The following is a 20,071-nucleotide window of genomic DNA, read 5'->3' as shown; positions in this document are numbered from 1 at the left end:
TGTTGAGCGATGGGCGCCTATCTATGGTGATCGGTGCCTGAATTCAAGCTATTCCCCGGCAACGCCCCGGCCGCGCGGCCCGGTTCAGCCGCGCTTGGCGAGGTCGGCCGCGAACTGGGCGAAGATCTCGTCGAGGCCGGCGTTGAGGGCATGAACGGCATCGTCAATGTTGGGGCCGCTCGCATCCTTGGTCACCTCATAGATGCCGGAAGCGACGATATCGTCGGTTTCCTTGTCGATAAGGGCGAGTTCAAGGGTGATGGCGCCGCCATTCCGGGTGCCGGCCAATTGTTCCAGCCGCTTGATGCGGCCTTCGACACGGTATTGGGCCTTGACCCGGAGCTCGCTGGGTACGACCTGGTCGGCGAGCTTCGCCGCGCCGAGAAAGGCGATCAACTGGTCGCGCAGCATGGCGGGCGGCGGGTCGGTCCAATAGGCATAGTTGCGCTGTTCGAGCTTCATGCCGTTATCCTGGGTGAACAGGAGCGGGCGTTCGCCCATGACACCTTCGGCCTTGAACGGCGGCACTTCGACGGTGCCCGACAGCGGATTGCCGACCGGTGCCGGATCGCTGCTGCTGATCAGGCGGAAATACTGCTCCTTCGGCACGGGCGGGGCGGACCCGAAACAGCCGGCAAGGCCGAGGAGCAGGGCCGAACTCAGGCCGACCAGGAGGGCGCGGCGCAGGGAGGATGTCATCGTCATTGCTCGCCATCCCCGCTGTTGGAGTTGAGGCCCTTGTCGGTTTCCGGATTGCTGCCGGACAGCAGCAGGCCGGGATTCTGGCGGATGAGGCGGCTGAACTCGTTCATGTTGCGGGTCGTTCCGTCCAGATTGTGGGTGATGGAGTCGATGTTCTGCGCCACGGCGCGCAGCGTATATTCCAGATCGGCGATCGATTTGTCGACGCTCTTGCGGTTGTCGGCCACGAGCGCGCTGATCTGGTCGGCCACCTTGGTGATCTGACCGCCCAGGCTGCGCAGATCCTGGCTCGCCACCTCGGCATTGGCGGTGGCGCGCTCGATATTGCCCAGCGAATTCTCGATCGCACCGAGATTCTTCTCCGACAGCAGCTGGTCGACCTTGGCCATTTCGACATTGAGCTGGCTCGAGAAGGTCTCGACATTGCCGACGATGACCGGCGTCTTGGCGTTCACCTCGTGGGCGATTTCGTTGAGCGAACCCATCAGTTCCTTGAGGTTCACCTCGGTCGTGTTGCCGATGCGGTCGATGATGTCGCCGATCTTGGCGACCAGCGGCTTCAGCGAGGATTTGGAGAGGTCGCCGATCTCGCCGGCGACCTGGGCCATCAGCGAGAACATGTCGGCGGCGGTGCCGCCGGCGATCTCGCCGCCAGGTGCGATGGTGGCGCTGGCGAGGCCGCCATTCACTTCCAGCGTCTTGCCGGCGAGGAAGCTCGAGGCAGCGATCCGGGCGATTGAATCCTGCGGGAACTTCCAGCCTTCCTGAACGGCGATCTGCAGGCGGAAGCGATACTTGCCTTCGCTGTTCTCCGGCGTGATCTTTTCCACCTGGCCGATCGGAAACCCGGCAAAACGAACGACGGTGCCGTATTTGACGTCGGTCACGTCATCAAGCACGACGAAATAGGTGTCGGTGGGTCCGGTGCGGCCGGCCAGCATGGAGAGTGACACCACCAGGGCCGCGATCATGGCGGCGACGAAAATGCCCACCGCCGTATAATTGAGAAAGTGATTACGCATCGGTCTTCAGTCTCCCGGGATGGTTCAATCGCCAGCTAGGCGGCGCAGATATTCGGTGGGGTCGATTTCGGCCTGCTCGGACCGGCGATGCAGCAGGTTCTGCACCCGTTCATTGGTCGAGTTGCGGACCGCGTCGACGCGGTCTGAAATGAGGATCTGGCCCTTGTCGAGAATGGTGATCCGGTCGGCGATCTTGTAGGCGCTTTCGACATCGTGGCTGACCACGACCACGGAGATGTCCATGGCGTCGCGCAATTTCAGGATGAGATCGTCGAGCGCGGAAGACACGACCGGATCGAGGCCCGAGGAGGGTTCGTCGAGGAAGATGAGCTTGGGATCCATGACGATGGCGCGCGCGATCGAGGCGCGCTTCATCATGCCGCCCGAAAGATCGGACGGCATCAGATGGCCGAAGCCCGAGAGGTTGCACACCTCCAGCTTCATGTTGGCCATGATGTCCATGGTGCGTTCCTCAAGATCGGTCAGCTCGCGCAAGGGCAGCTTCACGTTCTCGGAAACGCTCATCGAGGAGAAGAGGGCGCCGAACTGGAAGGCGACGCCGATGCGCCGCTTGAGGTCGAGCAGCTGCATGCGCGACAAGGCGCCCATGTCCTTGCCCAGCAGCTTGATCTTGCCGGGGAGCGGCGGCATCAGGCCGACGAGGTGCCGCAGCAGGGTGGTCTTGCCGGAGCCGGACCCGCCCATGATCACCATGATCTCGCCTTGGCGGACATCGAGGTTGATGTCGAACAGCACCTGGCGCGCGCCGAACGACCAGTCGAGATGATCGACCTCGATCACCTTGCGGCGTGCCGCGATGTCTTCAGCGCTGGGGCGGTTCGCCTGGTTGACCGCTTCGGCGGACAATGTCGCTTGCGTTGTCATGGCTTACTGCGTCGTCATGTAGGCGAAGATCATGTCGGCGACGACAATGAGCGTGATCGAAATGACGACCGATCGGGTGGTGACCTTGCCGACACCCTCGGCGCCGCCTTGGACCATCGACCCGTTCACCACGCCCACAAGTGCTATGATGATGCCGAACAGCGTCGCCTTGCCGAGGCCGTGCCAGACGTCGCCGGTCTTCAGCACCTCGATCGTGTCATTGAGATAGGCGCCGAAGGACTGGTTGAGCTCGGCCGAAACATAGAGGCCGGCGGCCAGGATCGACACCAGATTGGCCCACATGGCCAGGCACGGCATCATCAGCACGAGGGCGATGAGGACCGGCGACACCAGGAAGCGGACCGGGTTGATGCCCATCACCTGCAGGGCATCCACCTCCTGGTTGATGCTCATGGTGGCAAGCTTGGCGGCGATGGCGGAGCCGGAGCGGCCGGCAATGAGGATGCCCATGATCATCGGGCTGAACTCGCGCACCACGGAGAGCGCGATGCCGATATAGGCGTAGTGCTCGGCGCCGAACAGGCCCAGGCTGTACAGGCTCTGGATGGCCAGCATCAAGCCGATGGTGGCAGCGAGCAGCGTCGCGATCGGCAAGGCCGCGACACCGAATTGCATCATGGCCGCGAAGGTGGCGGTAACGCGCACCGGTTGCCGGTAGCGCCAGCCGGTCAGGGTCCAGTAGATCGCTTCGAAGAAAATAGCGGCGGCATAACCCATCTCATCCAGGCCAGCGATGGTGCGCCTTCCAATTGTCTCGAAGATCTTTGCTGGATTGGCCATCAGGATCGGTCCCGCCTCATGCCGCTCTCAAGGCCGCGCCGCAAGCGCTGCGGCGACATCGGCATGGATGGCAAAGACCTTGTCGAGGCGGGCCAGTTCCAGGACACGCAGCGCACGGGCACTGACCGAGACCAGCGACAATTCGTTCTTCTGCTTGCGCGCGACCTGCAGGCCTTCGACCAGGCTGGCGATGCCGGATGAATCGATATAGCTGACCGCGGACAGGTCGATCAGCAGATCCTTTTTCTGCTTGAGGTTGGCGAGCAGGGCCTTCCTGACCTCGCCGGCATTCTCGAGGTCGATATCCCCCTCAAGGGCGATCACGATCTTGCCCTGTTCTTCCTTGATGCTGGCCACCGACATCCCCTAATTCCCACCCTTGCTATCTGCCCCGCCAGCCGTGGCAACAGCCGTGGCTTCGGCGGATTCCGTCGCGTTTTTGCGCCGTTTGACAAGCTCCAGCAGGTTCCCTTCGCCATCCGGCAAGGGGATGAAGCTGGCATCGTCCATGATGGCCCGGATGAAATGCGTCCCCAATCCACCGGGTCTGACCTCGTCGAGCGGCCTTGGTTCTATCTTACCGGCATCCACGCGGGGAGCAAAATCCCGCAGTCGGAGCATGATTCCGTCCGGCAGGCGGTGCACCGCCAGTGTGATTTCGCCTTTCACCTGGCCGCCATAGGCGTGGATCATGATGTTTTCGATGGCTTCGCCGGCCGCCAGGACCAGATCCTGGATCTCGTCCTCGCCGAACTGGCAGGCCTTGGCGGCGGCCTCCAGGGCCGGGCGCATCATCTTGAGGCGGCTGGGATCGGCCGGGAAAGAGAGGCCGAACAGGAAATCCGCCTCGGCCGGGGCTGCCACCGCCGGGACCCGTTCCCGCTGCCAGGCCTTGCCGGCGGCGCGGTCGTCGATGGCCAGCAGCGTGAGGTCGTCCTTGGCCTGCCAGCCACCCTGGTCGAGTTCTGCCAACACCATCTCAAGTCGCTGCCGCAGCGGCCCATCATGGGCATATTCCAGCAGCTGGTTGAGGCCGTCGACGCCCAGTTCCTCGTCGCCATAGCGGAACTCGGTGAGGCCGTCGGAGAAGGCCACGAACAAGCCACCCTTGAGATCGATCTCGTGATCGACGAAATGCATGTCCCGGAGGATGCCGAGAGGTGGCGCGTCCGGTGCCACGGTCTCATAGAGATGATCTGGAAACTTGATGAGCGGCGGCAAATGGCCGGCATTGGCAAAGCGCAGCAATCCGGTCGCCGGCTCATAGAGTCCGGCCACCATGGTGACGAACATGCCGCGGCTGGTGGTTTCGCAGATCTCGCGGTTGAGGATCGACAGCAGCCTCGCTGGATCGCGGATGGTCTTGCCGAGGCAGCGGAAGAGGCTGGCGGTCTTGGCCATCAGCAAGGCGGCATTCATGCCCTTGCCGGAGACATCGCCCAGCGCAAAGGCAATCGTGCCATCGGGCAGTTCGAAGTAATCATAAAAATCGCCGGACACCTCGCGGATCGGGCGATTGATGCCGCAAATCGGCAGATCGTCATCCTCATTGGGGAGCAGGCTGCGCTGGATTTCGGACGCCAGCTCAAGCTCGCGTTTGATGCGTTCCTGTTCCAGCAACTGGTCGGCAAGGCGCGCATTGGAAATGGCCAGTGCCGCGGCATTGGCCATCACCTGCAGCATGTTGGCGTCCTTGCCGTCGATGCCGTCGAACGGATGGCCGGAGCGCTTGTTGAGAACCTGGACAGCGCCGATCAGCTTGTCGCCGACACGCATCGGCGCGCACAGGATGGAGCGCGTGATAAAGCCGCTCTTGGCATCTGCCGCCTTGAAGAAGTTCTTGTCCTCATAGGCGTTCTCGACCACCAGCAGGCGATCTTCGGCGACCGCGCGGCCGACGATGCCCTGGCCCATGGGGACGGCGAGGCCATCGATCTTGACCGGCCCGACGCTGGCCCGGCACACCAGCATGGAGCCGGCGTCGTCGAGCAGGAACAGCGAGCCGGCTTCAGTTTCCAGGAGCTGGATGATGCTGGCGAGCGCCTGGCCCACGGTGGCGTCGACATTGAGCGAGGCGGCAAACGAGCGAGCCAGCGTGGCGGCGAAGTTGAGCGCGCCGGAATCGGATGGGGTCATGGTCATTCAGATGGAGCCTCGAGCGCCTGCTGGGTCATCGCACGTACCTTTGCATTGCCGGACAGGCTGGAACTTCGCGTGCCGTTGATCTTGCGTGCCGGCACTCTAGCGCGTCGATCTCCGCCGCAGCAACTGTGCCGCCGGCCCGGGACCGGGTTACATGCGGTCAAGAGAGCTGGATCACACTTGCTGGGCCGCTGGATAGACCCCAGCCAGCAGGCGGGGCCGGGGCGGGGCAAACGCTTTCCCGGTCCGGCCCGGGCCGTGTATGATCATCAAAAGAAGGCGCCACCAAAGGCGCCAGGCAAGAAAGTTATCATGGGGGGGGGAGGCGGCATGGCGGTCAAGGGCCACGGCCAGGAAGGAAGCCAGCAAACAGGGGTGCAGCAGGCCGGTGTCTTGGCCTTTGTCGTGGCGGATGACCACCCGATGGTGCGCGACGCCCTGGCGGCGGCGCTCAAGGGTGGCTTCGATGGCGCCCGCATCTCCTTTGCCGGCACACTGACGGAAACCCAGGCGGCGATCGAGTCAGCACCCGAAACCGACCTTCTGGTCCTTGACCTCGACATGCCGGGCATGCTGGGTCTGGCCGGCCTCGCAGCTCTTCGCGCCGCACACCCGGCCCTGCCGATCGCCATCGTTTCGGCCAGCACCAATTCGGCGGCCATGCGGCAGGCGATCGAAATGGGGGCGGCGGGGTTTATCCCCAAGCTGGCGGCGGCCGACAAATTCCTCGACGCGGTCCGCGCGATCCTGAGCGGAGCCCTCTACCTGCCGGACGAGGCGCGGGACGGGGCCCTCAATTCGCGCGATCGGGATCTGGCACAGCGCGCGGCGCAGCTGACGCCGCAACAGCATCGCGTGTTGTCCTTGCTGGCCGAGGGCATGGCCAACAAGCTGATTGCCTATGAAATGCAGATCAGCGAGCCCACCGTGAAAGCGCATGTCACCGAAATTCTGCGCAAGCTGGGTGTCACTTCGCGCACCCAGGCGGTGATCCTGGCACAGCGCCTGTCGCTGGAGCCCGTCACAAAGCCGCTGCCGGCCACGGCGGAGGAATGATCAGTCGACGGTAGCTCCGACGCGGTCGCGGATTTCCGTCAACTGATCGCGCAGGGCGATGATCTCGGCGATCGGTTCGCCGATCGCCTCGGCGAGACGTTTGGGAATCCCCTCGGCCCTGGTTTTCAAGCGGCGGCCCGTCTCGGTCAGCAGCACGCGCACCTGCCGCTCGTCGCCGCTATCGCGGATGCGGGTGACGAGGCCGGCGGCATCGAGCCGCTTCAGGAGCGGGGTCAGGGTTCCGGAATCGAGCTGCAGCCGCGCGCCGATCTCCTTCACCGTCACGTCATCCGCCTCCCACAGCACCAGCATGACCAGGTATTGGGGATAGGTGAGGTCGAGGGGCGCCAGCAGGGGCTTATAGGCCCGGGTAAAGGCGTGGCTGGTCGAATAGAGCGCGAAGCAGAGCTGCTTGGAAAGGCGCAGCATGTCTTTGTCATCACCTTGCTTCATGACCGGTCCTCAATTCTGCATCTTCATAATCTAATTCCCCGTCCTGCCGCAGGGAATAGCTTGTGTAAAATTAAATTGCGCAACCCAGGTATGCAGATCGTGCATGCAAAATTAAATTGTGCACAATCGAATTTGTGCCAATATCCCTGTCATCGGCGGCGGGCAATCCAGCCCAGCCGGGAAGCCCGAAGAAAAGACAGGGCAGTGGAAAGGAAGCAGATCATGAGCGTCAACGTTCTCTACCGCACCAAGGCGACGGCAACCGGTGGCCGCGATGGCAAGGCTTCGACGGCGGACGGCACCTTCAGCGTGACCCTCGCGACGCCCAAGGAACTGGGCGGCGCCGGCGGGGCCGGCAACAACCCGGAACAGCTCTTCGCCGCCGGCTATTCGGCCTGCTTCATCGGCGCCATGAAGTTCGTCGGCGGCCAGGAAAAGATCAAAGTACCTGCCGATACCACCGTTACCGCGGAAGTGGGCATCGGCCCGCGCGCGGAAGGCGGCTTCGGCCTTACTGTCTCGCTCGACATCTCGCTGCCCGGCCTCGACAAGGCGACCGCGCAGGCGCTGGTCGACAAGGCACATCAGGTTTGCCCGTACTCGAATGCGACGCGCGGCAATATCGATGTGACGTTGAGCGTGAAGTAAGACGGCGACAAAAGCTCGATCATCATCCCCGGGCTTGGCCCGGGGATCTACGAGTTTCTCGCCAAAGCAATGTAAGTCGTGGATGCCCGGGCCCCGCCGACGAATGTCGGCATGCGCCGACGGGGCCCGGGCATGACGATCTGGGACGTTACCCCCGCCGCTTCTGCGCTTCCTGAGCTGCCTTGAGATTGGCGGTGATGAAGGCGTGGGCGTGAGCTGCAAGGTCGGTGCTGTCTTCCCAGAGATTGCGCCAGATGGCGAGGATGCCGGAGAGCTGCTTGTTGACGACCGTCGAGGAGAAGCTCTCGAAGGTGATCGGACCCTTGTAGTTCGTACGTGCAAGACCACGGAAGATCTTGTCGAAGTCGACCGTGCCGGCGCCGAGATAGCCGCGATTCGATTCACCGATATGGAAGTAGCCGAGGTAATCGCCGGTATCGACGATGGCCTGCTCGATATCGGCTTCCTCGATGTTCATGTGATAGGTGTCGAGATGCACCTTCACATTGGGTGCGCCGATGCGATTGCAGAAATCGACCGCCTGCGCCGCCGTGTTGAGGACGTTGCTCTCATAACGGTTCACCACTTCGAGGCCGATGGTGATGTTGCTTCGGGCAGCCTCGGCGCAGATCCTGCGCAGTACCTCGGCTGAGTTTTCCTTGCCGCGCTCAGTTGTAGGATCCGCGTATTTCATGAAGCCCGAATAGAGGATGCCGCACATATGCGTAGCGCCCATGTCGCGGGTGACGGAGAGGGCGTCGCGCAGCAGTTTTTCACCCCGCTTGATCTTGTCCGGATCCTCACTGGAGATATCGGCGCTGCCGTCGAGGCCCAGCGAGACCGTGATGCCGAGCTTGTTGGCCTCGGCCGTGCGCCTGGTATGAACGGCATCGATGGTGGTGGGGTCGAGGGCTGGAATTTCGATGATATCGTAGCCCAGGGCCGCGGTTTTCTCGATCGCCTGGGCGGCTTCAGCGTGACTCCAGCCACCGACCCAGACCAAAGCGTGGACACCGATCCTGTTCATCCCGTCTCTCCTCGCGCCATTTCAGGCCAAATTATTGATTCCATGACCGAAATTAGCCCGGCAGAGGGGCCCTGACCAGCGCGCGATGGGGCCGGGGGCAAGATTGATGCGGGAAAGCGCCGGACAGCGCCATTTTCGTTTAGGTCGGTTCTCGCTTTCGCATTGCTGCAATGCGAAATGATTATTGAAAACAGGCCGCCCTAAGCCATATACTCCGTATTGCAGTGCAGCAACCGATGGCTTGGACCATTGGAGCACGGGAGGAAGATCCACTCTTACCTGGAGGTCTTCCATGTGGCCGTATAACGACGAAGAAAATGGTTGGCTCGGGCAGAATGTTGCCCACGGTACATCTGCCGGGCCGGCCCACTCTCCCCGCGAACAATCCTATCTGCCCGACTATTACCGGCCGGAAACGGTACCGGTAACGCCGGAAATGGTCGCCTTCTATCAGCAACGGGCGCGGAAACTGCGCCACGCGGCGATCGGCGGCTTTTTCACCCGGCTTGCGGCAAGTGCCGCTGGCATGTTCCAGCAACTTGGCCAGCTCAGCAGCGGCAACCACGCCAAGATCGAGGCGGTCATCGCCGACATGCGGCGCCAGGCGGCTACGCCACGGAACGCTGGGACCGCTGGGCGATAAGGGCGCGCAACCGCGCCGGCTTGACCGGTTTGTGAAGCACGTCGAGGCTGAGCGCCTTGGCGCGTGCCATCACAATCGGATCGCGATTGGCTGTGATGAGTACAGCCGGCACGTCGTCGCCCCAGGCGTCGCGCAGCTTGGCAATCTCGTTGATGCCGTCCGGCTGCTCGTCACCCAGATGAAGATCAATCAGCAGCAGGTCCGGCGGCCCGGTCCGGCCGGCAGAGGCCAGCAGCGCCAGATCCGCACTGGCCGCGGTGATCACATCGCAGCCCCAGCTTTGCAGCAGAACCTCCATGCCCTCGCGCACCTGTTCCTCGTCATCGATGCAGATGACGAAGGGCATGCGGGCGAGCGCCCCAGTGCGGGCAAGATCCGGCTGCACATCCTTGAGGCTGACCGGATCGGCCATGGCGAGCGGCAGATCGATGGTGAAGGCAGCGCCCTTGCCGGGCGCTGAGACCAATCCGCGCGGATGACCCAGCATGCGGGCGATGCGATCGACGATGGCAAGACCCAGGCCCAAACCCCGTTCGCCGCCGACGCTGGCCGGCTTCAGGCGAATGAACTCCTGATAGATATTGGCCTGCTGGTTGGCGGCGATGCCCGGGCCGTTGTCGCGCACCTCGATGCGGATGCCGGTCGGGATACGGCGGCAACCCATCAGCACGCGCGGCCTCCGGTCATTGCCGCGCCCATAGCGGATCGCGTTGGACAGATAGTTCTGCAGCACGCGGCGTAGCAAGGCGGGGTCGGTCCGCACCCAGGCCTTGCTTGGCACCATGCGCAGTTCGATGTCGGCGCGTTCGGCCAGTGGTGCAAAGGCATCGGTCAGGGACTTCAGCAATGGCCCGAGCGGAATGGCGCGGGGTTCCGGCTTGATGGCGCCGGCATCGAGCTTGGCGATGTCGAGCAGCGCATCCAGCAGTGCCTCGACCGAAGAAAGGCCAAGGTCGACTTTCGCGACCAGCTCATCGGCGACATGGCGTTCCGACAAGGCCGCCACGAACAAGCGCGCGGCATGCAGGGGCTGCAGCAGATCATGGCTGGCGGCGGCGATAAAGCGCGTTTTGTCGATATTGGCTTCCTCGGCGCGGGCGCGGGCTGCTTCCAGTTCGGCCGTCCGGGTCGCCACGCGCCGCTCCAGCCCTTCATTGGCATTGCGCAATGCCTCTTCCGCCAGGCGGCGTTCGGTGATGTCGACATAGAGCAGGAAGAAGCCCAGCACATGGCCGCTTTCGTCAAAATGCGGGATGTAGGTGCCGCGCGCCACTTCGATCTTGGCGTCATTGGTCGGGAAGTCGATCTCGAATTCCTGTTCCTCGCCGGCGAGGACCGCGTCGATGTATGGCTTCAATTGCCGATAGCGTGCCGGGCCCAGCACCTCGCTGACATGGCGGCCCTCGGTTGCCCCTTCGCCGCCCTTCAGCGAGGCCTGATAGGGCCGGTTGGTGAAGCGGTAATGTTCGTCGCGGTCGATATAGGCGATCAGCACGGGCACATTGTCGGTGACGATGCGGGTGCGCCTTTCGCTGTCGCGCAGGGCCTCGGCGGCCCGCACGCGGGCTGTGACGTCATTGGCGGTGACAATGACGCCGCCGCCGGCCAGCGGATCGACCCGCAACTCCGTGACAGAACCGTCGGCCAGCTTGATTTCGCGCATCGCCACCTGGCCGGTATCGAGGAGGGCGGCCAGCGAGGGAATATGCGAGGGCAGGTTGGCGATGTTGACGCCGATTGCCAGCGAATCGCGCTCCAGCCCGCTCAGATCGGCAAAGCGGTCGTTCCAGACCTCGAGCTTGCCGGTGGCGTCGAACACGGCAAGGCCCAGGCCCATATGATCGAGCGTGCGGCGCAGGAGGTCGGCATTGTAGCGGATCGCGGCCGTGGCCTCGTCCAACATTTCGCGCATCGAGCCCAGCATCCACAGGCCCTTGCGCCGTGCCGTCGTCACGACGACGCGGGCGGAGGCGGCGCCGATGGTGCCGGAGAGCAGGCGCTCGGTGAACTCGACCGCGGCTGCCCCGGAGAGCTTCAATTCGCGGAACGCCTCCTCGGCGCGCTCGCTGCCGATGAAGCGCGCTGCCAGTTCCTTCAACTGATCGAGTTCATTGCGGGCCGGCGAGACCGGCTTGCTGTGATCATTGGGACCGCCATCGCCGACAAAGGCCGCGGCCTGCTGCCGGTCGCGGGCCATCGGCTTTGCCAGCAGCGAGCCCACCACCAGCAAGGCGATGTTGACGGCGATACCGACGACGAATCCGCGCAACAACGGGTCGAAATAGGCGAGCGGACCCCAGGGCGGCAGCGTCGACGCCTGCCCGGGCTGGATTGTCGGCCACAGGATGGCCCAGAACCAGACGGCAAAGCCGCCCAGCAGGCCGGCGATCACGCCATGGCGGTGCGCGCGGCGCCAATAGAGGCCAATGAGCAGGGGTGGCGCAAAATTGGCAACCGCACAGAACGAGATGAGGCCGATCGTGACAAGCGGCAACAGGCCGGCGATGGTGCGGTAATAGGCATAGGCGGCGAGCAGAATGGCGACCACGGCGAGGCGCCGCACGAGGAGGCCGAGCTGGCCGAGATTGGCGCCTTCCTCCTGCCTGCGCCGCAGCAGCCAGGGCATCACCAATTCGTTGCCGACCATGCCGGACAGCGCCATGCAGGCGACCGCGACCATGCTGGTCGCGGCCGAGAGGCCGCCGATAAAGATGAAGGCGGTCAGCCAATCAGCACCAGCGGAAAGCGGCAAGGTGAGGACGTAAAAATCGGGCGCATGGCCGGCATCAAGTCGGGCCAGGCCGGCCATCGCGATCGGCACCACAAACAGGTTGATGGCGACGAGATAGAGCGGGAACATCCAGCGCGCCGCCAGCAGGCTCTTAGGATGGTCATGTTCGACCACCGCCACGTGGAATTGCCGTGGCAGACAGAGGAACGCAAAGCCGGACAGCACCGTGAGGGCCGCCCAATTAGCGTTGATCTCGGGGTGGAGCATATGGCTGGCCGCCGGGATGCTGCGCGCCTCGTTCAACAAGGCGGCGGGACCGTCGAAAACCGACCAGACGATGAAGACGCCGCCCGCCAGCAGCGCGCACAGCTTGACCAGGCTTTCGATGGCGATGGCCAGCATCATGCCGCGATGCTGTTCGCTGGCTTCGACATGGCGGACGCCGAACAGGATGGTGAAGGCCGCCATCAGCAAGGTGACGATGAGGGCTGTGTCCTGCCAGATCGGCACATGGAGGGCGGATGCCGCCGGACTGGCGCCGGCGATTTCGCCGGAGAGTGCCTCGAAGCTGAAGGAGACGGCCTGCAGTTGCAGCGCGATATAAGGCATGGCGCCGACGACGGCGATCAAGGTGGCGATAACCGCCACTGCCCGGCTGCGGCCATAGCGCGCTCCCAGGATGTCGGCGATGGAGGTTACGTTCTGCTGCTTCGCAAGTGCAATAATGCGCGCCATGACGGGCCAGGCCAGCACGATGACCAGGGCCGGCCCCACATAGATCAGCGCGAAATCGAGTCCATTGCTGACGGCGCGGCCGACCGAGCCATAGAAAGTCCAGGATGTACAATAGATCGCCAGCGACAGCGCATAGATGGGCGGCCCTAACCGCCCACGCGACCAATTGATCGCGTGCCGCTCGCCGGCATGGGCAATCACGAACAGCAGGCCGAGATAGGCCAGCGAGAGGAGGAGTATGAGGCTGCTCTGCGACATTCCGGCAATTAATGCATGGGCTTAAGCAGCAAGTCCATTGGCCCAAAAGTCGCTACGACCAAAGTCTGGGGTCAATTCGCCAGCTCAGGGGCATAAGAAAAAGACTGGAATCCGGTGCACAAGCTTTGCCTGCCGCGAGTCGTTGACTGGGTGGGAATGTGCCGGGTGAGAAATCTGATGACCCAAAAAAGATGCCGGGAATTCGGCGCGAGGTCAGCAACATGAGGGGAGAGTCAAGCATGTCAACTGTCGCCGCTTCGGCCGATAATGCCGGCAAGAAAGAGCCGGCCGATGTAAAGATGGTGGTCTTTGCATCATCGCTCGGCACCGTGTTCGAATGGTATGATTTCTATCTTTACGGATCGCTCGCTGCGATCATCTCCAAGCAGTTCTTCTCCGGCGTCAATCCGACCGCGGCCTTCATCTTCGCGTTGATGGCCTTTGCGGCGGGCTTTGCCGTCCGTCCCTTCGGCGCCGTCTTCTTCGGTCGCCTGGGCGATCTGGTCGGGCGCAAATACACCTTCCTGATCACCATCACGATCATGGGTATCTCCACCTTCATCGTCGGCCTGTTGCCGAGCTATGCCTCGATCGGTATCGCGGCACCAATCATCCTCGTTGGCCTGCGATTGCTGCAGGGTCTGGCGCTGGGTGGTGAATATGGTGGTGCGGCGACCTATGTCGCCGAACACGCACCGGCCGGCAAGCGTGGCCTGCACACCAGCTGGATCCAGACCACCGCGACCCTGGGTCTGTTCCTCTCGCTCCTGGTCATTCTCGGCTGCCGCTACTTCCTGGGCGAAGAAGCGTTTGCAGATTGGGGCTGGCGCGTCCCGTTCCTGATCTCCCTGCTGCTGCTGCTGATCTCGGTCTGGATCCGCTTGAAGCTCAGTGAATCGCCGACTTTCCAGAAGATGAAGGACGAGGGCAAAGGCTCGAAAGCACCACTCACCGAAAGCTTCGGCCAGTGGAGCAACCTCAAGATCGTGTTGCTGGCACTGTTCGGCCTCACCGCCGGTCAGGCCGTGGTGTGGTATACGGGTCAGTTCTACGCCCTGTTCTTCCTCACCCAGAGCCTCAAGGTCGATGCGGTCACGGCCAATCTGCTGATTGCCCTGTCGCTAGCCATCGGCACGCCCTGCTTCATCCTGTTCGGCTGGCTCTCCGACAAGATCGGCCGCAAGCGGATCATCATGGCGGGCTGTGCGCTCGCGGTGTTGACCTACTTCCCGGTCTTCAAGCAGATCACCCACTATGCCAACCCGGCGCTTGAAGCCGCCCAGGCTTCCGCACCGGTGACCGTGGTGGCCGATCCGGACAGCTGCTCGTTCCAGTTCAATCCCGTGGGTACGTCGAAGTTCTTGACCTCGTGCGATATCGCCAAGAGCTTCCTCGCCAAGGGGTCGGTGAACTATGCCAATGAAGCGGCGCCTGCCGGGACTGTGACGCAGATCAAGATCGGCGACACCGTGATCGACAGCTTCGAAGGCGCTGGTCTGCCGGCCGAGGAAATGAAGGCCAAGACCGATGCCTTCAATGCGGCGATGACGGCAGCAGTGACGGCGGCCGGCTATCCCGCCAAGGCTGATCCGGAGCAGATGAACAAGACGATGGTGACCGTCCTGTTGGTCTACCTGGTCATCCTGGTGACGATGGTCTACGGCCCGATCGCCGCCATGCTGGTCGAACTGTTCCCGACCAAGATCCGCTACACCTCGATGTCGCTGCCCTATCACATCGGCAACGGCTGGTTCGGCGGCTTCCTGCCGACGGTCAGCTTCGCCATGGTGGCAGCCAGCGGCGACATCTATTACGGCCTCTGGTATCCGATCGCTATCGCAGCCATGACCTTCGTGGTGGGTATCTTCTTCATCCACGAGACGAAGGATCACCGGATGGAAGTCTGGTAACAGACGACCGACCGCGAAACGCGATCCAGTTTCCCCCTCCGGGCCCTGCCGCAAGGCAGGGCCCTCTTCTTATCCGGGGCGCCCTGCCGCAAGGCAGGGCCCTCTTCTTGTCCAGAAGGCCCCTACTTCTTGTAGAGGCCGTTCGCGGTGGCGGAATCCATGGCCCCTTCGGCCAGAGCCTCGTAGACGCCGTCCTGCTGGAAGGACTTCGCCAAGGCGGCCGTTCGGCCCCACACGGCTTTGGCGATGCCGGAGCCGGCACTCAGGCGCTTCACGCCGAGTTTGGCAAGCTCGGCTGCAGACGGCAGGCCCGGCCAGGCGAGGACGTTCAAGGGCCGCTCAAGGGCGGCGGCAACCGCCCTGATCTCCTCTGGTGCGACGATCGCGGGCACGAAGATGCCGCTGGCACCGGCATCCTGATAGATCCTGGCGCGGCGCAGGGATTCGGCGACGCGCTCTGGCTCCGGTGCCAGCTTGAAGAGATAAACGTCGATGCGCGCATTGATGAAGATGTCGATGCCCTCGCGCGCGGCGACTTTCCGGATCGCTGCGATCTTGGCCGCGAGTAACTCCGGCGGATTGGCGCCGTCTTCGATGTTGAGGCCGACGGCACCGGCACCGATGATTTTGGCGACGGATTCGCCCACGGCGGCGGCGTCGCGGCCGAAGCCGCTTTCCATGTCGACGGTGAGGGGTACATCTATGGCGCGGGCGATCCGCGTCACGCCATGCACGAGTTCATCGAGCGGCAAGGCATCGCCATCCGGATAGCCCAGCGACCAGGCAAAGCCGGCGCTGGTCGTGGCGATGGCCTTGGCGCCCTGCGCCTCGATCACGCGGGCGGAACCGGCGTCCCAGGCGTTGGCGAGCTTCAATATCTCGGGACCGCGATGCAATTGATGAAAGATCGCGGCGGCTGCGGGGCGGGACGGCATGGTTGGCTCCTGTTTCGGTCGGGCTGGATTTCAGCCGATGGCGCGCTCGTGTTCAAGCAGCCATTGCTTACGGTGCAGGCCACCACCATAGCCGGTGAGGGATCCATCGGAGCCGATCACGCGGTGGCATGGCACCACGATGCTGATCGGGTTGCTGCCATTGGCGAGACCCACGGCGCGGACTGCCTTGGGCTTCTCGACGCGCTGGGCGAGGTCGGCATAGGAAATCGTCTTGCCGCAGGGGATAAGGCGCAATTGCCGCCAGACGGCGCGCTGGAAATCAGTACCGTCGGTCTCGACCTTGAGCTTATTGATGGCCCCAAGGTCGCCCTTGAAATAGGCGCGGAGCGCCGTCGAAAGCCCGCCCGGATCAGGCTGCCTGGTAAGCGTATAGCCGGCCCTGCCGCAATGGCGCGCCAGCAATGTCAACATGCGCGGTTCATGATCGGACCAATCCACCGCCCTCAGTCGGCCGTTCTCGTCAGCGATGACAACGAGCTCGCCAATCGGTGTCGCCATCCGATCGATCAGCAGCTTCAGCTTTTCAGGCACGGATGGATTCCTTTGCGGCAAGGATTGCCTCATCGGCTGCCCAGAGATGCTGTGCCGCATAGGCGCGCCACGGCCGCCACGGTTCGGCCATCTGCAGCAATTGTTTCGGCGTCGGCCGCTCACCGCCGGCATCGGTCGCACCGCGCAGGATCCCGATATCGCTCGCTGGAAAGGCATCGGTCTCGCGCACCACGCGGAGGGCGATGTACTGCGCCGTCCAATCGCCGATGCCTGGAATGGCGCAGAGCTTGGCGATGGTGTCGTCCATCCTGAAGCCGGCGCGGAACAGGTCCGGATCGGCGAGGGCCGCCTCGGCCATGGCGCTGAGCGTGCGCCGCCGCGCCGAGGGCATGCCGAGGGTCGTGAGATCCGCGCCGACGATCTGCGCGGGTGTCGGGAAAGCCATCGCCAGATCGCCCGGCCCGCGGGCGGCCACGGGCAGCTGGCTGCCGCACAGCGCCACGAGTTTGGCAGCGAGTTGGCGACCGGCCGTCACCGTCACCTGCTGGCCAAGGATGGCGCGGATGGCGAGTTCGAATCCGTCCCAGCCACCCGGTGCGCGCAGGCCCGGACGCGCCGCGATCAAGGGTCGAAGGCGCGGATCCTGGGCTAGATGCGCACCGATCAAGGCGACGTCGGCGCCGAGATCGAAGACGCGGCGGATGCGGGCGATGATGGCCGGCAGCGCGCGCACGCAGGGAAAGCGGAGCGTGGCGATGAGGCAGCTTGCCGATGCATCATGGCCGATCTCGACGCTGCCGAACTTGCCGTCGAGTGCCACGCTGCGGACATAGCGGTCCGGCGTCACGGTCTCGATTCCGGCGATGGCGCGTGCCTTGAGATAGGACAGCATGAACGGCCAGTCATAAGGCGGCCGGTAGCGCAATCGCACGACGACACCGGAAGCCGCGACCGAGCCTTGCGCCAGGGCGGTCACCGATTTGCGGCGGAGTGCCGTGGGTGGTCGCTTGTAAAGCTGCCGGAATGTCTCGTTGAAGCGGCGTACGCTGCCAAAGCCCGCGGCCAGGGCGATTTCCGCCATCGGCAGGCGCGTGTCGTGGATCAGCTGCTTGGCGAAGTGGATGCGGCGCGTCTGCGCCACCGCGATGGGCGAGGCGCCGAGATGTTCGTTGAACAGGCGGCGCAATTGCCGCTCGCCCAGACCCAGGCGGGTCGCCAGTTGTTCGACGCTTGCTCCCTCGCCATCGAGGGCGCCCTCGGCGATGAGGGCAAGGCCGCGCGTCACCGTGTTCGAGGTGCCGGACCAGGCGCCAAGATCGGGGGCGGTTTCCGGCCGGCAGCGCAGGCAGGGACGAAAGCCCGCTTCCTGGGCCGCCGCGGCCGAGGGGAAGAACCGGCAATTCTTGAACTTGGCGCTGGGTGCCGGACAGATCGGCCGGCAATAGATCCCGGTCGAGGTCACGCCGACAAAAAGCCTGCCATCGAAGCGGGGGTCGCGCGCGGCAAGCGCCCGGTAGCAGGCCAAGGGATCGAGCGACAGGGGCGGCGGCGATGGCCTGTCGTCGTGATCCCTGGCGGGGAGGTCGGGGGCCAGTTGTTCCATCGGCCGATCATGCCATCCCAGGCTGGCGCCTGCTCGCGGTTTTCGGACATGGTCATCATGCCCGGATTGGGATGGTCAGGAATGCTCGGCGGAGACGCCCGGCAGTACTTTGCGCACTCGTTCGCGGTAGGAAATGTAGATGGCGCAAGCGATGAGGATGGCGACGCCGAGGAAGGTCCAGTGGTCGGGGAAATCGCCGAAGAAATACCAGCCGGCCACAACCGCCATGATCATCTCGGCATAGGCGAGCGGTGCCAGCAACGAGGCCTCGGCATGGTCATAGGCCTTGACGATCAGCGAATGGCCGATGGTGGCGATAAGACCGAGGAGGGGAAACAGCAACCATTGTTCAAGGGTGGGCGCCTGCCAGAAGAACAGGACGGCGATGGTCGTGATGACGGCGCCCACGACATTGGTGTGGAAGGTCGTCACCATGGCGTTGGCGCGACCGGAAATCTTGCGCGTGAGCAGCATGTAGATGGCAAGCGACGTGCCGGCGGCCAGCGCCATCAGCATGCCCGGGTTGAATTCCTGGAAGCCGGGCCGGATGATGATCAGCGTGCCGATGAAGCCGATGACGACGGCGGCCCAGCGCCTGACACCGACCTTCTCGCCCAGCATGACCGGCGACAGCATGGTGACGATCAGCGGCTGCACGAAGAAGATCGCCAGCGTGTCGGCGATGGGCAGGAATTTGAGGCCCCAGAAAAAGAAGAAAGTGGCACTGCACAGAAAGAGGCCGCGCAGGCTGTGCATCCAGAAGGGATCCGGTGTCAGTCCCTTCAGCCCCACAATTTTCCAGGCGACCGGCAGGGTGATCAACATGCCGAAGAACAGCCGTGCCCAGACGATCTGAACCACGGGCACGCTCTGCTGGCCCAGCGTCTTGGCGACCACGTCGAGAAACGGCAGCACCGCCATGGCGGCCAGCATGAGAACAATGCCGATGAGGGGTTTTTGGGCGGGGCGATCGATGGGCATGGCTATTCCGGCTGATCTGAGTTTGCAGATGGCTCCCGGGCCCATCTGCGAGGCAATGATAGCGAGCCCGGGATCGAAGAAGTAGCGTGAAGTCGATTAAAAGACGCCGATCTGGTCGTCATCACCACGAAGAACGCTGCGCGGAATGTGCAGGACCATCAATATTGTCAGCCAATGAGCTATCAGCAGAGACATGAAGATGCTCGTGCCTGCGAGCAGAATCATGAAGTTCTGCAGGCCGAGGATGTCATCGAAACTGCGCCCCGCCATCACGACGACCAAGACGAAAGCAATGGCAAGCGCCACCATAACGATGAAATGACAGAAAAAGCGGAAGGCGAACCCCTTGGTGCTGCGCCATGCGAGACCCAGGGATCCGCGCCAGCCGCGTAAGGTTACCAGGGGCGGGAGAATGAGCAGTCGCAACAACGCCCAGAAAGCCGGAATCATCCCGAGTACCAGAAGGGACCAGACATAGGTGCGGGGCTCATGCAAATCGATATCGAACGAGCCGTCTCCGAACACAACGGCGAAGGCGAAGGCAAACAGGTAGGTCGGCGCGAACGTCAGGGAGATAAGCAGCACCCCGGCAAGAAAATGCACACCTTTCGAAATACCGAAAATGAACAAGGCCGCCAGAGAAAGGCGCTTTTGCGTGGCTGCATCCAGGCACCACGATGCTAGAGCCGTCGAAACCACCATGGCGGTGACGAGCCAAACACCAAGGCCCATCCAACCTTGGTAGGTGAAAGCCGTGAACGGTGAGGAAAAAAGGACGCCGATTCTAGGCGGTGGCGATCCGATCACCGCCGCACCTGGAAACTGGCTGCTCAGCAGCATGGTGACGGCCAAGGCGGGAAGCGCAATGGCGAGCCATTTCATCGGTGCCATTACAGGCCACAGGATGGTTCTGAACAGGCTATCCAGAAAGCCGACGGGTTTGCCCAGGTGTACGGGTCGCGCGCTTTCCAAATGCGCCTGGTTTTGATCATTCATCCTGCGATCTCGATTGGGAAAATGGCCGAC

Annotated in this window: 18 protein-coding genes; 4 read left to right on the top strand and 14 right to left on the bottom strand. The window is 63.3% G+C overall.

The window, feature by feature from the left end:
• Positions 1-84: 84 nt before the first annotated feature.
• Genes IPK59_11015 through IPK59_10990 form a run of 6 tightly spaced genes read right to left on the bottom strand, consistent with a single transcriptional unit; the run spans position 85 to position 5,552 of the window.
• Positions 85-705: a membrane integrity-associated transporter subunit PqiC gene (locus IPK59_11015; protein ID MBK8159258.1), complete on the bottom strand. Its 621-nt coding sequence runs from the start codon at positions 703-705 to the stop codon at positions 85-87.
• On the bottom strand, positions 702-1,724 hold the full coding sequence (locus tag IPK59_11010) for an MCE family protein (GenBank protein ID MBK8159257.1): 1,023 nt from the start codon (positions 1,722-1,724) through the stop codon (positions 702-704). The genes IPK59_11015 and IPK59_11010 overlap by 4 nt, the downstream gene beginning before the upstream one ends.
• A gap of 24 nt (positions 1,725-1,748) precedes the next feature.
• Positions 1,749-2,609, bottom strand: coding sequence for an ATP-binding cassette domain-containing protein (locus tag IPK59_11005; protein MBK8159256.1), 861 nt, complete (start codon positions 2,607-2,609; stop codon positions 1,749-1,751).
• Positions 2,610-2,612: 3 nt separating this feature from the next.
• A complete protein-coding gene (locus IPK59_11000; GenBank protein MBK8159255.1) occupies positions 2,613-3,410 on the bottom strand; it encodes an ABC transporter permease in 798 nt (265 codons plus the stop codon).
• Positions 3,411-3,437: 27 nt separating this feature from the next.
• Positions 3,438-3,773 (bottom strand): STAS domain-containing protein, encoded by a 336-nt coding sequence (locus IPK59_10995; protein ID MBK8159254.1) that lies wholly within the window; start codon positions 3,771-3,773, stop codon positions 3,438-3,440.
• A 3-nt stretch (positions 3,774-3,776) separates the two neighbouring features.
• A complete protein-coding gene (locus IPK59_10990; protein MBK8159253.1) occupies positions 3,777-5,552 on the bottom strand; it encodes a SpoIIE family protein phosphatase in 1,776 nt (591 codons plus the stop codon).
• Positions 5,553-5,882: 330 nt separating this feature from the next.
• On the opposite strand from IPK59_10990, the gene IPK59_10985 reads away from it, so the two are divergent.
• A complete protein-coding gene (locus tag IPK59_10985) occupies positions 5,883-6,608 on the top strand; it encodes a response regulator transcription factor (protein ID MBK8159252.1) in 726 nt (241 codons plus the stop codon).
• On the opposite strand, the gene IPK59_10980 is transcribed toward IPK59_10985, so the two are convergent.
• Positions 6,609-7,061, bottom strand: a complete 453-nt coding sequence (locus tag IPK59_10980) for a MarR family transcriptional regulator (protein MBK8159251.1) — start codon at positions 7,059-7,061, stop codon at positions 6,609-6,611.
• A gap of 222 nt (positions 7,062-7,283) precedes the next feature.
• Here IPK59_10980 and IPK59_10975 point away from each other — a divergent pair, with 222 nt between their 5' ends.
• Positions 7,284-7,709, top strand: a complete 426-nt coding sequence (locus IPK59_10975; protein ID MBK8159250.1) for an organic hydroperoxide resistance protein — start codon at positions 7,284-7,286, stop codon at positions 7,707-7,709.
• A gap of 148 nt (positions 7,710-7,857) precedes the next feature.
• Here IPK59_10975 and IPK59_10970 read toward each other — a convergent pair whose 3' ends face one another.
• Positions 7,858-8,736, bottom strand: a complete 879-nt coding sequence (locus IPK59_10970) for a sugar phosphate isomerase/epimerase (protein ID MBK8159249.1) — start codon at positions 8,734-8,736, stop codon at positions 7,858-7,860.
• A gap of 292 nt (positions 8,737-9,028) precedes the next feature.
• Between IPK59_10970 and IPK59_10965 the strand changes: the two genes are divergently transcribed.
• The gene (locus IPK59_10965; protein ID MBK8159248.1) at positions 9,029-9,379 is read left to right on the top strand and encodes a hypothetical protein; all 351 of its coding nucleotides are present in this window, start codon (positions 9,029-9,031) and stop codon (positions 9,377-9,379) included.
• Here IPK59_10965 and IPK59_10960 read toward each other — a convergent pair.
• Positions 9,345-13,103, bottom strand: coding sequence for a PAS domain-containing protein (locus IPK59_10960; protein ID MBK8159247.1), 3,759 nt, complete (start codon positions 13,101-13,103; stop codon positions 9,345-9,347). The two genes, IPK59_10965 and IPK59_10960, sit on opposite strands and share 35 nt — an antisense overlap.
• 239 nt (positions 13,104-13,342) lie before the next feature.
• On the opposite strand from IPK59_10960, the gene IPK59_10955 reads away from it, so the two are divergent.
• Positions 13,343-15,013 carry an MHS family MFS transporter gene (locus IPK59_10955; GenBank protein MBK8159246.1) on the top strand — a complete coding sequence of 557 codons (1,671 nt, stop codon included), beginning with the start codon at positions 13,343-13,345 and terminating at the stop codon, positions 15,011-15,013.
• A 122-nt stretch (positions 15,014-15,135) separates the two neighbouring features.
• Here IPK59_10955 and IPK59_10950 read toward each other — a convergent pair whose 3' ends face one another.
• The 5 genes from IPK59_10950 to IPK59_10930 form a co-directional block, all read right to left on the bottom strand.
• Positions 15,136-15,948 carry an isocitrate lyase/phosphoenolpyruvate mutase family protein gene (locus tag IPK59_10950; protein ID MBK8159245.1) on the bottom strand — a complete coding sequence of 271 codons (813 nt, stop codon included), beginning with the start codon at positions 15,946-15,948 and terminating at the stop codon, positions 15,136-15,138.
• Between the two features lie 30 nt (positions 15,949-15,978).
• Positions 15,979-16,533: a methylated-DNA--[protein]-cysteine S-methyltransferase gene (gene ogt / locus IPK59_10945; protein ID MBK8159244.1), complete on the bottom strand. Its 555-nt coding sequence runs from the start codon at positions 16,531-16,533 to the stop codon at positions 15,979-15,981.
• A complete protein-coding gene (locus tag IPK59_10940) occupies positions 16,493-18,064 on the bottom strand; it encodes a helix-turn-helix domain-containing protein (protein ID MBK8159243.1) in 1,572 nt (523 codons plus the stop codon). The genes ogt and IPK59_10940 overlap by 41 nt, the downstream gene beginning before the upstream one ends.
• A gap of 75 nt (positions 18,065-18,139) precedes the next feature.
• Positions 18,140-19,045, bottom strand: coding sequence for a DMT family transporter (locus IPK59_10935; GenBank protein ID MBK8159242.1), 906 nt, complete (start codon positions 19,043-19,045; stop codon positions 18,140-18,142).
• A 96-nt stretch (positions 19,046-19,141) separates the two neighbouring features.
• Positions 19,142-20,041, bottom strand: a complete 900-nt coding sequence (locus tag IPK59_10930; protein MBK8159241.1) for a hypothetical protein — start codon at positions 20,039-20,041, stop codon at positions 19,142-19,144.
• Positions 20,042-20,071 lie beyond the last annotated feature (30 nt).

Source organism: Rhodospirillaceae bacterium, assembly GCA_016712715.1.
Lineage (GTDB): Bacteria > Pseudomonadota > Alphaproteobacteria > Dongiales > Dongiaceae > Dongia.
This window is presented reverse-complemented; position numbering and strand designations above follow the sequence as displayed.

What these genes read in the sequence shown, in the direction of transcription:
- IPK59_10930 (MBK8159241.1), bottom strand. Translation starts at nt 20,041, where the DNA reads ATGAATGATCAAAACCAGGCGCATTTGGAAAGCGCGCGACCCGTACAC.
- IPK59_10940 (MBK8159243.1), bottom strand. Translation starts at nt 18,064, where the DNA reads ATGGAACAACTGGCCCCCGACCTCCCCGCCAGGGATCACGACGACAGG.
- IPK59_10990 (MBK8159253.1), bottom strand. Translation starts at nt 5,552, where the DNA reads ATGACCATGACCCCATCCGATTCCGGCGCGCTCAACTTCGCCGCCACG.
- IPK59_10960 (MBK8159247.1), bottom strand. Translation starts at nt 13,103, where the DNA reads ATGTCGCAGAGCAGCCTCATACTCCTCCTCTCGCTGGCCTATCTCGGC.
- IPK59_10955 (MBK8159246.1), top strand. Translation starts at nt 13,343, where the DNA reads ATGTCAACTGTCGCCGCTTCGGCCGATAATGCCGGCAAGAAAGAGCCG.
- IPK59_10935 (MBK8159242.1), bottom strand. Translation starts at nt 19,045, where the DNA reads ATGCCCATCGATCGCCCCGCCCAAAAACCCCTCATCGGCATTGTTCTC.
- IPK59_11000 (MBK8159255.1), bottom strand. Translation starts at nt 3,410, where the DNA reads ATGGCCAATCCAGCAAAGATCTTCGAGACAATTGGAAGGCGCACCATC.
- IPK59_10995 (MBK8159254.1), bottom strand. Translation starts at nt 3,773, where the DNA reads ATGTCGGTGGCCAGCATCAAGGAAGAACAGGGCAAGATCGTGATCGCC.
- IPK59_10980 (MBK8159251.1), bottom strand. Translation starts at nt 7,061, where the DNA reads ATGAAGCAAGGTGATGACAAAGACATGCTGCGCCTTTCCAAGCAGCTC.
- IPK59_11015 (MBK8159258.1), bottom strand. Translation starts at nt 705, where the DNA reads ATGACGATGACATCCTCCCTGCGCCGCGCCCTCCTGGTCGGCCTGAGT.
- IPK59_10950 (MBK8159245.1), bottom strand. Translation starts at nt 15,948, where the DNA reads ATGCCGTCCCGCCCCGCAGCCGCCGCGATCTTTCATCAATTGCATCGC.
- IPK59_11010 (MBK8159257.1), bottom strand. Translation starts at nt 1,724, where the DNA reads ATGCGTAATCACTTTCTCAATTATACGGCGGTGGGCATTTTCGTCGCC.
- IPK59_11005 (MBK8159256.1), bottom strand. Translation starts at nt 2,609, where the DNA reads ATGACAACGCAAGCGACATTGTCCGCCGAAGCGGTCAACCAGGCGAAC.
- IPK59_10970 (MBK8159249.1), bottom strand. Translation starts at nt 8,736, where the DNA reads ATGAACAGGATCGGTGTCCACGCTTTGGTCTGGGTCGGTGGCTGGAGT.
- IPK59_10975 (MBK8159250.1), top strand. Translation starts at nt 7,284, where the DNA reads ATGAGCGTCAACGTTCTCTACCGCACCAAGGCGACGGCAACCGGTGGC.
- ogt (MBK8159244.1), bottom strand. Translation starts at nt 16,533, where the DNA reads ATGAGGCAATCCTTGCCGCAAAGGAATCCATCCGTGCCTGAAAAGCTG.
- IPK59_10985 (MBK8159252.1), top strand. Translation starts at nt 5,883, where the DNA reads ATGGCGGTCAAGGGCCACGGCCAGGAAGGAAGCCAGCAAACAGGGGTG.
- IPK59_10965 (MBK8159248.1), top strand. Translation starts at nt 9,029, where the DNA reads ATGTGGCCGTATAACGACGAAGAAAATGGTTGGCTCGGGCAGAATGTT.